Source organism: Bacillus sp. SG20033 (assembly GCF_044570195.1).
Lineage (GTDB): Bacteria > Bacillota > Bacilli > Bacillales > Bacillaceae > Bacillus > Bacillus subtilis.
Map to the genome: position 1 here is coordinate 805,740 of NZ_CP172606.1, position 12,825 is coordinate 818,564.

Annotated in this window: 12 protein-coding genes and 2 pseudogenes; 6 read left to right on the forward strand and 8 right to left on the reverse strand. The window is 46.6% G+C overall.

Annotated elements, in window-relative coordinates; all coding sequences use genetic code 11:
* The first annotated feature begins 40 nt into the window (after positions 1 to 40).
* Entirely contained in the window at positions 41 to 1,231 is a 1,191-nt protein-coding gene (locus ACFVP7_RS04105; protein WP_085187077.1) for an MFS transporter, read from the forward strand.
* Positions 1,232 to 1,265: 34 nt separating this feature from the next.
* Here the strand turns inward: ACFVP7_RS04105 and ACFVP7_RS04110 are convergent.
* Positions 1,266 to 1,413, reverse strand: a pseudogene (locus ACFVP7_RS04110) (GNAT family N-acetyltransferase); the annotation flags it as partial.
* Positions 1,414 to 1,526: 113 nt separating this feature from the next.
* Between ACFVP7_RS04110 and ACFVP7_RS04115 the strand changes: the two are divergent.
* Positions 1,527 to 1,682 (forward strand): hypothetical protein, encoded by a 156-nt coding sequence (locus tag ACFVP7_RS04115; protein ID WP_338732738.1) that lies wholly within the window; start codon positions 1,527 to 1,529, stop codon positions 1,680 to 1,682.
* A gap of 118 nt (positions 1,683 to 1,800) precedes the next feature.
* Here the strand turns inward: ACFVP7_RS04115 and ACFVP7_RS04120 are convergent, their stop codons facing one another.
* Positions 1,801 to 3,357 (reverse strand): ABC-F family ATP-binding cassette domain-containing protein, encoded by a 1,557-nt coding sequence (locus ACFVP7_RS04120; RefSeq protein ID WP_014476110.1) that lies wholly within the window; start codon positions 3,355 to 3,357, stop codon positions 1,801 to 1,803.
* 172 nt (positions 3,358 to 3,529) lie between these two features.
* On the opposite strand from ACFVP7_RS04120, the gene ACFVP7_RS04125 reads away from it, so the two are divergent.
* The gene (locus ACFVP7_RS04125) at positions 3,530 to 4,660 is read left to right on the forward strand and encodes a DEAD/DEAH box helicase (protein ID WP_338732740.1); all 1,131 of its coding nucleotides are present in this window, start codon (positions 3,530 to 3,532) and stop codon (positions 4,658 to 4,660) included.
* A gap of 65 nt (positions 4,661 to 4,725) precedes the next feature.
* Positions 4,726 to 5,172 carry an N-acetyltransferase family protein gene (locus ACFVP7_RS04130; RefSeq protein WP_338732742.1) on the forward strand — a complete coding sequence of 149 codons (447 nt, stop codon included), beginning with the start codon at positions 4,726 to 4,728 and terminating at the stop codon, positions 5,170 to 5,172.
* Between the two features lie 52 nt (positions 5,173 to 5,224).
* On the opposite strand, the gene ACFVP7_RS04135 is transcribed toward ACFVP7_RS04130, so the two are convergent.
* The 6 genes and pseudogenes from ACFVP7_RS04135 to ACFVP7_RS04160 all read right to left on the reverse strand — a co-directional run bounded on the left by ACFVP7_RS04135 (position 5,225) and on the right by ACFVP7_RS04160 (position 10,660).
* A complete protein-coding gene (locus ACFVP7_RS04135; protein WP_338732744.1) occupies positions 5,225 to 6,244 on the reverse strand; it encodes an NADP-dependent oxidoreductase in 1,020 nt (339 codons plus the stop codon).
* 104 nt (positions 6,245 to 6,348) lie between these two features.
* Positions 6,349 to 7,149, reverse strand: a complete 801-nt coding sequence (yfmF, locus tag ACFVP7_RS04140; protein ID WP_338732746.1) for a Fe(3+)-citrate ABC transporter ATP-binding protein YfmF — start codon at positions 7,147 to 7,149, stop codon at positions 6,349 to 6,351.
* A gap of 12 nt (positions 7,150 to 7,161) precedes the next feature.
* Positions 7,162 to 8,164 (reverse strand): annotated as a pseudogene (yfmE, locus tag ACFVP7_RS04145) (Fe(3+)-citrate ABC transporter permease YfmE).
* Entirely contained in the window at positions 8,161 to 9,162 is a 1,002-nt protein-coding gene (gene fecD / locus ACFVP7_RS04150) for a Fe(3+) dicitrate ABC transporter permease FecD (RefSeq protein WP_338732749.1), read from the reverse strand. The pseudogene yfmE and the gene fecD overlap by 4 nt, the downstream one beginning before the upstream one ends.
* A gap of 72 nt (positions 9,163 to 9,234) precedes the next feature.
* Positions 9,235 to 10,182, reverse strand: a complete 948-nt coding sequence (gene yfmC / locus ACFVP7_RS04155; protein WP_049140630.1) for a Fe(3+)-citrate ABC transporter substrate-binding protein YfmC — start codon at positions 10,180 to 10,182, stop codon at positions 9,235 to 9,237.
* A gap of 109 nt (positions 10,183 to 10,291) precedes the next feature.
* Entirely contained in the window at positions 10,292 to 10,660 is a 369-nt protein-coding gene (locus ACFVP7_RS04160; RefSeq protein WP_003233730.1) for a YfmB family protein, read from the reverse strand.
* 242 nt (positions 10,661 to 10,902) lie between these two features.
* Here ACFVP7_RS04160 and ACFVP7_RS04165 point away from each other — a divergent pair, with 242 nt between their 5' ends.
* Together ACFVP7_RS04165 and ACFVP7_RS04170 are read left to right on the forward strand one after the other, a co-directional pair.
* Complete coding sequence (locus ACFVP7_RS04165) at positions 10,903 to 11,250, forward strand: general stress protein (RefSeq protein WP_003233729.1); 348 nt, start codon at positions 10,903 to 10,905, stop codon at positions 11,248 to 11,250.
* A gap of 190 nt (positions 11,251 to 11,440) precedes the next feature.
* Positions 11,441 to 12,703: a pectate lyase gene (locus tag ACFVP7_RS04170; protein ID WP_003244025.1), complete on the forward strand. Its 1,263-nt coding sequence runs from the start codon at positions 11,441 to 11,443 to the stop codon at positions 12,701 to 12,703.
* Positions 12,704 to 12,825: the final 122 nt, after the last annotated feature.

The window sequence follows — 12,825 nt, forward strand, 5'->3', positions numbered from 1 at the left end:
AGCGTTTCTTTTAATGGAATAAAGATGGAGGTCAGGTCAAATGGATAAGACAACACAAGTGAATCAGAAAACAGGCTTGCTCAGCCAGCCAAAAGCGGTATGGGCTGTCGCGTTTGCCTGTGTGATTTCTTTTATGGGAATCGGGCTGGTCGATCCAATTCTTCCGGCCATTGCCGCACAATTACATGCTTCACCTAGTGAAGTATCACTCTTGTTTACAAGTTATTTGCTTGTAACCGGATTTATGATGTTTTTCTCAGGAGCCATTTCCAGCCGCATCGGCGCGAAATGGACGTTAATTCTCGGACTTATTTTTATTATTGTATTTGCGGGGCTTGGCGGCAGCTCAAGCTCAATCGCTCAGTTAGTCGGCTATCGCGGCGGCTGGGGATTAGGGAATGCTTTGTTTATTTCAACAGCGCTTGCGGTCATCGTCGGCGTGTCAGTCGGCGGCAGCGCCCAAGCGATTATTTTGTATGAGGCCGCGCTTGGTCTAGGGATTTCTGTCGGGCCGCTTGCAGGCGGAGAGCTCGGAAGCATTTCATGGCGCGCACCGTTTTTCGGAGTATCTGTCCTGATGTTTATTGCGTTAATCGCGATTTCTTTCATGCTTCCGAAGCTGCCGAAACCGGCAAAACGCGTCGGTGTGTTTGATGCGATGAAGGCGCTCAAATATAAAGGCCTTTTAACAATGGCGGTATCGGCATTCTTATACAACTTTGGATTTTTTATTTTGCTTGCTTATTCTCCGTTCGTTCTGGATTTAGATGAACACGGTCTTGGATATGTCTTCTTCGGCTGGGGCCTTCTGCTGGCGATTACGTCAGTCTTTACGGCGCCGCTCGTGCACAAAGCGCTGGGCACAGTGCGTTCGCTCGTCATTCTCTTTATCGCCTTTGCGGCCATTCTCGTTATTATGGGGATCTGGACAGACCATCAGACTTTGATTATTACATGTATCGTTGTCGCTGGTGCTGTCCTCGGTATGGTGAATACGATCATGACAACCGCTGTGATGGGTTCTGCGCCGGTTGAACGTTCAATCGCGTCTTCAGCCTACAGCTCAGTCCGCTTCATCGGCGGCGCGCTCGCCCCGTGGATTGCAGGAATGCTGTCAGAACACTTTACTGCAAGCACACCATATACAGTAGGCGGAATCGTCGTTTTTGTCGGCATGCTTGTCCTTCTCATGGGACGTAAACATCTTGCTGGAATTAAGGCGGGACATTAATAACGAAAGACACTGCGAAGATGCAGTGTCTTTTTTAATCGTGGAATTTCCCCATTACTACCGTATTATAGTAATTTCCGTCAGAAAGCAATTTCTCCTTTTTTAAGATTCCTTCTGCTTCAAATCCTTTCGTTTGTTTCCAGGACATTCAGTGAGATTTTTTTAATTCCGTTGGCATCCGCTTCGGTCAGACATTGATGCGGCTGGGATTTATCTTGCAGAAGCTGAGAATGTGTCCGTTCATTTACGATTGCCATTTCAAGTGATGGTTCATGCTGTAGAGGGGACGTTTGCCATGGATAAGGCAAAACCTGACGAATATGATCATAAATGTTTAGAAACGCTCTATCAATACATACACAGCGTCATGAAAAACAGCTTTTCTCGGCCGAGTGGTTTACCGCTTGGGCAGATGAGGAGGATTTTGAGCTGTCTGCCAAAAGAGAGCTGACACTTGATGAATTCACCTCGCCATAGCAGCTCATTTTAAAAGACAGAGAGCTTTTGAGAATCGTTCAGAAAAAATGGCAGTAAAAAACCCGCCCTTTAGCAGGCGGGTTTTTTATAAATTAAAGCACTTTCGTCGTCCAAGACTCGCAGTTCCACGTTTCTGTCGCAATATCCATATAAAAGTCTGGCTCGTGGGAAATGAGCAGAATGGAGCCTTTATATTCTTTCAGGGCGCGCTTGAGCTCTTCCTTGGCATCGACATCCAAGTGGTTTGTCGGCTCATCGAGCACTAGCAGGTTTGTTTCTGAGTTGATTAGCTTGCACAATCTGACTTTCGCTTTTTCGCCTCCGCTTAATACGGAGACGCGGCTTTCGATATGCTTTGTCGTCAGTCCGCATTTTGCCAGAGCGGCACGGATTTCATACTGCGTATAAGAAGGGAATTCGCTCCATACTTCTTCGATGCACGTATTGTTGTTTGTTTCCTTGACCTCTTGCTCGAAATAGCCGGTATAGATGTGCTCACCGCGTTCAACAGAGCCCTCAAGCGGCTGGATTTCGCCAAGCAAACTTTTCAGCAATGTCGTTTTTCCGATCCCGTTTGCGCCGTAAAGGGCGATTTTTTGGCCGCGTTCCATGCGGAGGTTGAGTGGACGGGACAGCGGGGAATCGTAACCGATCACGAGATCCTTCGTTTCGAAAATCAGCTTGCCTGACGTTCTCGCCGGCTTGAAATGGAATTCCGGCTTTGGCTTTTCTGCCGCAAGCTCGATCATATCCATCTTATCGAGTTTTTTTTGGCGGGACATCGCCATGTTTCTCGTGCTGACACGCGCTTTGTTGCGGGCAACGAAATCCTTCAGCTCCGCGACTTCCTGCTGCTGCTTTTTGTAGGCCGCTTCAAGCTGCTGTTTTTTCACCTCGTAGACTTCCATAAACTGATGGTAGTCGCCGACATAGCGTGTCAACTCTTGATTTTCAACGTGATAAATCAGGTTGATGACGCTGTTTAAGAACGGAATATCGTGGGAAATCAGGATGAACGCGTTCTCGTATTCCTGCAGGTAGCGTTTCAGCCATTCAATATGCTGTTCATCAAGATAGTTGGTCGGCTCATCGAGAAGCAGAATTTCCGGCTTTTCAAGGAGCAGCTTAGCGAGAAGGACCTTTGTGCGCTGTCCGCCGCTCAAATCGGTGACATCGCGCTCTAATCCGATATCGCTCAAACCGAGACCGCGGGCGATTTCCTCCACCTTGGAATCAATGACATAAAAATCATTGTTTGTCAGCGCGTCTTGAATGACGCCGACTTCTTCAAGCAGCTTTTCGAGCTCGTCGGGATCAGCCTCGCCCATTTTGTTGTAAATCTCGTTCATTTCCTCTTCCATCGCAAATAAATAATGGAATGCGTCTTTCAGGACGTCGCGAATGGATTTTCCTTTTTCCAGCACGGTATGCTGATCAAGGTATCCGACACGGACATTTTTTGACCATTCGACTTTTCCCTCATCAGGTTCAAGCTTTCCGGTAATAATATTCATGAAGGTTGATTTTCCTTCACCGTTTGCGCCGATCAAGCCGACGTGCTCGCCTTTTAACAGGCGGAAGGAAACGTTATTAAAAATGGCCCGGTCCCCGAAGCCGTGGCTTAAATCCTTTACAGATAAAATACTCATGTTTACACCTCTATCGTTATCAAACACGCACAATCGGCGTGTAATATTCACCCTTTTGATTATAAAGGAGGATTCGGAATGTTGAAAGGTATAGGAAAGAAAAAGAAAAATTGCGTTCCGGGCGAGGTTTTGAGATACTATGGAATAGATTTCAGGAATTGAGGAGAACAAAATGACGCAAACTTGGCCATTTTTACATAATGCACAATCATTTATACAAGAGAATTGGAATGCTTCCGGCTTTCAAACGCCAACCCCTGTTCAGGAGCAGGCAGCCCAGCTGATCATGGACGGAAAGGATGTCATCGCGGAATCGCCGACAGGCACAGGCAAGACGCTGGCGTATGCGCTGCCGGTCTTGGAGCGGATCAAACCAGAGCAAAAGCATCCGCAGGCGGTGATTTTAGCGCCTTCCCGTGAGCTGGTCATGCAGATTTTTCAGGTGATTCAGGATTGGAAAGCGGGCTCAGAGCTGCGCGCGGCTTCCTTAATCGGCGGGGCGAATGTGAAGAAGCAGGTCGAAAAGCTGAAAAAACATCCGAATATCATCGTCGGCACACCAGGCAGAGTATTTGAACTGATTAAAGCAAAGAAACTCAAAATGCATGAAGTGAAAACGATTGTACTTGATGAAACGGATCAGCTTATCCTGCCGGAGCATCGCGAGACGATCAAACAAATTATTAAAACGACATTAAGAGACCGCCAGCTTCTATGTTTCTCTGCCACGCTTAAAAAGGGAACAGAGGATGTGCTCCGCGAATTGGCGCAAGAGCCTGAGGTGTTGAAGGTGCAGCGAAGCAAGGCGGAGGCAGGGAAAGTGAAACATCAATACCTGATTTGCGACCAGCGCGACAAAGTGAAGCTGCTGCAAAAGCTGTCAAGGCTTGAAGGCATGCAGGCACTCGTATTTGTGAGAGACATTGGCAACCTGAGTGTATATGCGGAAAAACTGGCATATCACCACGTTGAACTCGGCGTTTTGCACAGTGAAGCGAAAAAAATGGAGCGGGCAAAAATCATTGCCGCATTCGAAGACGGAGAGTTTCCGCTTTTATTGGCGACTGACATTGCCGCACGCGGTTTAGACATTGAAAACCTGCCATACGTGATTCATGCTGATATTCCAGATGAAGATGGCTATGTCCACAGATCAGGACGAACAGGCCGGGCCGGAAAAGAAGGCAACGTGCTGAGCCTTGTGACAAAATTGGAGGAATCTAAGCTGAAAAAAATGGCGAAGAAGCTTGGTGTTGAACTGAGTGAAGCTGTGTATGCAGGCGGAAAACTGAAGACGAAATAAAAAGGAGGGCGGAAAGCTCTCTTTTTTGTTGTAAAATAATAGAAAAGATTCGCGGGGGTGGGAAGATGGTTTCAATAGACAGGTTTCAAGCAGTGAAGGAGTCAGAGCTGAAAATCCTTGAACGCTGGTTTGAGAATGAGGATACCAGACGGAGAATGGATGGGATGCTGCCATTAGATGAGTGGTATGCACGAGTAAATAAAGATAAACACGATACTGTCATCATGGCGTATGATGGACAGCTGCCGGCAGGGATGGCCGTTATTGAGTTCGGGGAGGAGCGGACGTATATTGGATTGATCGTCAATCCTTTGTACCGGCTTCAAGGGTACGGAAAACGGATATTGCAAAAACTGCTGACCGAACCTGATTTTACTAGCGTACGGGAATGGGTGGCATGCATTGAAGAAGACAATCGAATCAGTTTAGCTTGCTTTCAAGCAGCAGGATTCACTTTGGAAGATACGGAACCTGATGAAGATGGTTTTCTTACGCTGATTCTTCGCAGCTGATCTCATCGAAACACAAAAGGAGGGCAAAAAGCCCTCCCGTTTTCATCTTCATTCAGCTCGGATCACTGACCTTGATCAGCTGTTTCCCTTTATTTTCTCCCTTAAATAAACCGAGAAACGCGTCAGGAATGTTTTCGAAGCCTTCTGTGATGGTTTCCTCGTAATGGAGTTTACCAGCCTTCAACCATTCGGCCAGCTGTTTTGCTCCCTCAGAAAAACGATCGGAGTAGTCGCTTACGATAAAGCCTTGCATCAGCGACTTCGTTTTAATGAGTTTTGATTGGACACGAGGGCCCATGTCATCTGCTTCGCTTTCTGCGTTATAGGAAGAAATGGCGCCGCACACCGGAATGCGGGCAAATTCATTGAGCAGATTCATCACCGCGTCTGAAATCGGTCCGCCGACATTGTCAAAATACACATCGACACCGTCAGGACAAGCGTTTTGAAGCGCTTTTTGGATATCATCCGCTGTTTTGTAATTGATGGCTTCGTCAAAATGAAGCTGCTGTTTTAAATAGTCGATTTTTTCATCAGAACCCGCGATACCGACAACTCGAGCGCCTTTGATTTTGGCAATTTGCCCGACTGTTGAACCAACGGCTCCCGCAGCTCCGGAGACAACCACGGTTTCGCCTTCCTTCGGGCGTCCGATGTCCAGCAATCCGAAGTATGCTGTTAAGCCGGTCATTCCCAAAATGCCGAGATAGGCCGAAGCGGGAGCAAGGCTTGTATCAATTTTTCGCAAGGCAGACTCGCTCACAGCGGAAAATTCCTGCCAGCTGAGATTTCCGATGACGATATCGCCTTTTTTCAGATGATTCCCGTCTGACACAACTTCAGCGATAACCCCGCCAGAAAGCGCTTCATCCAAGGCGAACGGCTTAACATATGACTTCGTATCCTGCATACGGCCGCGCATATAAGGGTCAACCGAAACATAAAGCGTTTTGACAAGCACTTCCCCTTGCTGGGGTTCAGGAACCGGAATGGTTTCAAAGCGAAAGTCTTCATGAACAGGAATACCTTGTGGACGTCTTGCTAATTGAATTTGCTGCTGAGATGCTGTCATTTTCATCCTCCTATCACTTGGTTGACACCACTGTAACATGGACAGGAGAGGAAATACAAAAGGTAAGCTGGCATACAAAAAAGGAGAGGGGGCTCCTCTCCTTTTCATTTCACCCGTAATTTCGGGCACAGTCCCGTCGGCAGGCACATTGGCTTCTGGTCGATCGGGCTTCTCATGATGCAGCATTCCAAGCCGAAGACTTCACGGAAAAATGGCTGGGTGAACACATCTTCCGGTGTTCCGGCGTTGTATATTTTTCCGTCCAGCACACTGATCAGATAGTCAGCATATTGAGCGGCTTGGTTTAAATCATGGAGCACCATGACAACGGTGCGGCCATGGTCGCGGTTCAGCTTTTTCAGCAGTTCAAGCACTTCAATCTGGTGTGAGATGTCTAAATACGTGGTCGGCTCATCAAGCAAAAGCAAATCAGTGCCTTGCGCAAGTGCCATGGAAATCCAGGCTCTTTGTCTTTGGCCGCCTGAGAGGGCATCCAGCGTCCGATCCTTCAGTTCAATCATGCCCGTTGCTTCCAGTGCCCACTCTACCATGTCATGATCCTCTTGGGTATGCTTGGATAACAGCTTTTTGTGAGGATGTCTGCCAAAATAGCATAATTCCTCTACCGTCAATCCGTCAGGAGCCTGAGGAGATTGTGGAAGAATGGCCAGTTTTTTTGCGACTTCTTTTGATGGCTGGCGGTGGATGTCTTTTCCTTCTAGTAGCACTGTACCGCTTTTCGGGGCCATCAGCCTGGCGAGCGATTTGAGGATTGTTGATTTACCGCAGCCATTAGCGCCGATGAGCGCAGTGATTTTTCCTTCTTCTATCTTTAAGTCGACTCCGTCAATAATCACTGTACTGTCATATGAAAGAGTGAGCTGGTCTGCAGCCAGTTTTCCCATGGTATCCTCTCCCTACTGTTTCCTCGCTTCGAATTTCAATAAATATAAGAAATAAGGCGCGCCGATCACGGCTGTCAGTATTCCGGCAGGTATTTCAACCGGAGGCATGATGCCGCGCCCTAACGTATCTGCAATTAATAATATAATAGCACCAATCAATGCCGATGCAGGCAGTAAATATTTAGCTTTTTCTCCGGTAAGCCGTCTGGCGATATGCGGAGCAAGCAAGCCGATAAAACCGATTGAGCCGACGACGGCTACACAGCTTCCCGCCAGCGCCACCGCGGTGAAAATCAGGATGAATCTCAGCCGGTTTGCGTTTTCTCCGAGACCCTGTGCAAGCTCATCCCCGAGTGACATAAGATCCAGCTTCGGTATGAGTATGCAGACGATCGGAAAAAGAATCAAAAGCCATGGCGCAAGCAGCTTGACTTCTTCCCAGTTTCTTCCCCAGAGGCTTCCTGTCAGCCAAATGAGTGCAGCATTCACGTCGCCTGGAAACTTGACCATCATATATTGCATTCCGGCGTGGCAGACCGCGCCTAAAGGCAATGCCTGATAAAGCCAGTGAAGAGGGCTGAATGCTCTTTTTTCGGGCTATCATTAATAATAGTACAGCAATAATGGCGGCTCCGGCAAATGCGGAGAACGGAAGCACGTATACCGGCGACTCAGGAAAGATGAGAATCACAGCCATCGCCGCAAGTCCGGAGCCTTTTGAAATGCCGACAACGTCGGGGGAAGCGAGCGGATTTCGGATCACACCCTGTAAAATCGCTCCGGCAGCGGCAAGCCCAGCACCGGCCAAAATCGCTAATATAATGCGGGGCAGACGATATTGCTGGATGATAAATTCAAAGGAATGATCCAGTCCCAGCAGATTCGTCACTACCGCATCAGGTGAAATGTATAATGCACCGATTCCAATGCTGATGACGGACAGAACGATTAAAATCACGGCCAATATGAGTATCGCCAGCAAGGGGCGTTTTTGTTTTCTGGTTGTTTTCTTCATTTCAGGTTTCGCCCTTTCCTTGCCAAATATAAGAAAAACGGCGTTCCGATAATCGCGGTGACAATGCCGACCGGTGATTCATAAGGAAATGCAATCCATCTGGCCAGAACATCTGCGTACACCAGCAAAATGGCACCGAACAGTGCCGAAAACGGAAGCACGTATTGATAATGTTCTCCGATCAGCTTGCGGACAATATGCGGGACGAGCAGCCCGACAAAGCCAATCGGCCCGGCGACGGCTACGGAAGCGCCGGAAAGGATTAAAATAATCAAACTGATCAGAATCCGGATGCCGTTCATATTTTGTCCAAGCCCTTTTGCTGTTTCGTCTCCGAGACCGAGAACAGAAACAGAACCGGAAAATACGAGGGCAAGCCCGATGCCAATGACAGAAAACGGAGCGATGGTTATGACGTCCTGCCAGTTGCTGCCGTCGATTGCGCCTGTCATCCAGTACAGAACATCCTCACCTGACTCATTTAAAATAATGATGGCCTGTGTCATAGAGGAGAGGAACAAGTGCACGGCCATTCCTGACAGCGCCAGTTTGACAGGTGTCATGCCGCCGGATGAGGCAATCATATACACAATCGCACCGCCTGCCGCCGCACCCGCAAAAGCGAATATAACAGAAGAGTAGGGCGATGACGGCAGAATGACGAGAGAAGCAACGACAAAAAGCGATGCACCCGCATTCACACCGAAAATTTGGGGTGAAGCCAGAGGATTTCTGGTCATAGCCTGCATCAGCGCCCCTGCTACAGCTAGGCTGGCGCCGACAAAAACGCCGATTAATGTGCGGGGAAGGCGAAGAGTGGAGATGATGAGCTGTTCCTTTGAACCGTCCCATACAAAAAGATATTTCAATGAATCTATGATGCCGATGTCTGAGGCTCCTACTGAAAGATTCAGCCCAAGCCCAAATATAAAAATAATCAGTGCAATGATGAACATCATCAGTCTTGATGATGAGCGCCGTTTGGCTGAATGATACAACAGTCTCACTTCCTTACTGCGTCTGGTTGCAAAAACGAAGAAGCAAGGATTTCCCCTCGCTTCTCATTTGTCCTATTTATTATACACTTTTTTAAGCACATCTTTGGCGCTTGTTTCACTAGACTTGATGCCTCTGAATCTTGTCCAAGTGTCACGGTCCGCATCATAGACTTGTCCATTTTTCACCGCTTTGAGATTTTTCCAGAGCGGGTTCGTTTTCCACTCATCTACAATGGTTTTGCCCTCATTGGCTGATATGAACAAAATATCAGGATCGATTTTGCTCAACTGCTCGAGGCTGACCTCTTGATAGGCGTTATCTGACTTCACAGCGTGTGTAAAGCCTAGCATTTTAAAGATTTCTCCGTCATAGGATGATGATGTATGAAGCTGGAAGGAATCCGCTCTTGCAACGCCGAGAACGATGTTGCGGTTTTCATCTTTCGGAAGTTCGGCTTTTAGATCGTTGATGACTTTTTTGTGCTCGGCAAGCTTTTCTTTTCCTTCATCTTCTTTATTTAATGCTTTAGCAATGGTCGTAAAGCTGTCGATCGTTTCGTCATATGTCGCTTCACGGCTTTTTAATTCAATCGTCGGGGCGATTTGTTTCAGCTGTTTATAAATGTTTTTATGGCGCTCAGCGTCAGCGATGATTAAATCAGGCTTCAAGGAACTGATGACCTCAAGATTGGGTTCGCTGCGTGTGCCTACAGATGTGTAATCAATGGAGCTGCCGACAAGCTTTTTAATCATATCTTTTTTGTTGTCATCGGCGATGCCCACCGGCGTAATGCCGAGATTGTGAACGGCATCCAAGAATGAAAGCTCAAGCACAACCACCCGCTTAGGTGTGCCGCTTACTGTCGTTTTTCCTTCTTCGTCATGGATCACTCTGGAATCCTTAGACTTGCTTTCGCCGCTTCCGTTGTTATTCTGGCTTGATGAACAGCCGGATACAATGAGGCAGGCGAGCAATAAAACACTCATGATGGCAATCAACTTGTTAGAATAGGTGCGCATGTCATTCTTCCTTTTTTCAGATTTAGTAATGAGAATCATTATCACATGTAACACTATAATAGCATGGCTTATCATGTCAATATTTTTTTAGTAAAGAAAGCTGCGTTTTTTACTGCTTTCTCATGAAAGCATCATCAGACACAAATAAGTGGTATGCAGCGTTACCGTGTCTTCGAGACAAAAACGCATGGGCGTTGGCTTTAGAGGTTTCGAACATATCAGCAGTGACATAAGGAAGGAGAGTGCTGAGATAACCGGACAATTTCTTTTCTATTTCATCTGTTAGTGCAAATTCAATGTCGCCGATATTCATGATAATCGAGAAAACAAAGTCGATATCGATATGAAAATGTTCCTCGGCAAAAACCGCAAGCTCGTGAATTCCTGGTGAACATCCGGCACGCTTATGGAAAATCTGTTTGACTAAATCACTCACAATCCAAGCATTGTATTGCTGTTCTGGTGAAAAATATTGCATTAGACATACCTCCTGCTCGTACGGATAAAGGCAGCATTTCATGGTCGTGTGCTCCGTGCAGCGGCTTCTCTTTAATTTTGACTTTTCTGAAAATGGTCCCGTTCCTATCACTTTACCATGGACGGAAAACAAATAGCTACTACCATTCCTCCTGTTTTTCTCTTTAATGTTCTGGAATCTGTTTCAGGTACAGACGATCGGGTATGAAAGAAATATAGAAAACATGAAGGAGGAATATCGACATGAAACCAGTTGTAAAAGAGTATACAAATGACGAACAGCTCATGAAGGATGTAGAGGAATTACAGAAAATGGGTGTTGCGAAAGAGGATGTATACGTCTTAGCTCACGACGATGACAGAACGGAACGCCTGGCAGACAACACGAATGCCAATACGATCGGAGCCAAAGAAACAGGTTTCAAGCACGCGGTGGGAAATATCTTCAATAAAAAAGGAGACGAGCTCCGCAATAAAATTCACGAAATCGGTTTTTCTGAAGATGAAGCCGCTCAATTTGAAAAACGCTTAGATGAAGGAAAAGTGCTTCTCTTTGTGACAGATAACGAAAAAGTGAAAGCTTGGGCATAAAGCAAAGAAAAAACCAAAAGGCCAATGTCGGCCTTTTGGTTTTTTTGCGGTCTTTGCGGTGGAATTTTGCAGAATGCCGCAATAGGATAGCGGAACATTTTCGGTTCTGAATGTCCCTCCATTTGCTATTATATTTTTGTGATAAATTGGAATAAAATCTCACAAAATAGAAAATGGGGGTACATAGTGGATGAAAAAAGTAATGTTAGCTACGGCTTTGTTTTTAGGATTGACTCCAGCTGGCGCGAACGCAGCTGATTTAGGCCATCAGACGTTGGGATCCAATGATGGCTGGGGCGCGTACTCGACCGGCACGACAGGCGGATCAAAAGCATCGTCCTCAAATGTGTATACCGTCAGCAACAGAAACCAGCTTGTCTCGGCATTAGGGAAGGAAACGAACACAACGCCAAAAATCATTTATATCAAGGGAACGATTGACATGAACGTGGATGACAATCTGAAGCCGCTTGGTCTAAATGACTATAAAGATCCGGAGTATGATTTGGACAAATATTTGAAAGCCTATGATCCTAGCACATGGGGCAAAAAAGAGCCGTCGGGAACACAAGAAGAAGCGAGAGCGCGCTCTCAGAAAAACCAAAAAGCACGGGTCATGGTGGATATTCCGGCAAACACGACGATCGTCGGTTCAGGGACTAACGCTAAAGTCGTGGGCGGAAACTTCCAAATCAAGAGTGATAACGTCATTATTCGCAACATTGAATTCCAGGATGCCTATGACTATTTTCCGCAATGGGATCCGACTGACGGAAGCTCAGGGAACTGGAACTCACAATACGACAACATCACGATAAACGGCGGCACACACATCTGGATTGATCACTGTACATTTAATGACGGTTCGCGTCCGGACAGCACATCACCGAAATATTATGGAAGAAAATATCAGCACCATGACGGCCAAACGGATGCTTCCAACGGTGCTAACTATATCACGATGTCCTACAACTATTATCACGATCATGATAAAAGCTCCATTTTCGGATCAAGTGACAGCAAAACCTCCGATGACGGCAAATTAAAAATTACGCTGCATCATAACCGCTATAAAAATATTGTCCAGCGCGCGCCGAGAGTCCGCTTCGGGCAAGTGCACGTATACAACAACTATTATGAAGGAAGCACAAGCTCTTCAAGTTATCCTTTCAGCTATGCATGGGGAATCGGAAAGTCATCTAAAATCTATGCCCAAAACAATGTCATTGACGTACCGGGACTGTCAGCTGCTAAAACGATCAGCGTATTCAGCGGGGGAACGGCTTTATATGACTCCGGCACGTTGCTGAACGGCACACAGATCAACGCATCGGCTGCAAACGGGCTGAGCTCTTCTGTCGGCTGGACGCCGTCTCTGCATGGGTCGATTGATGCTTCTGCTAATGTGAAATCAAATGTTATAAATCAAGCAGGTGCGGGTAAATTAAATTAAGAAAGTGAAAAACACAAAGGGTGCTAACCTTTGTGTTTTTTAATTAATTAAAATGTTTATTAACTTAGTTAAGGAGTAGAATGGAAAAGGGGATCGGAAAACAAGTATATAGGAGGAGACCT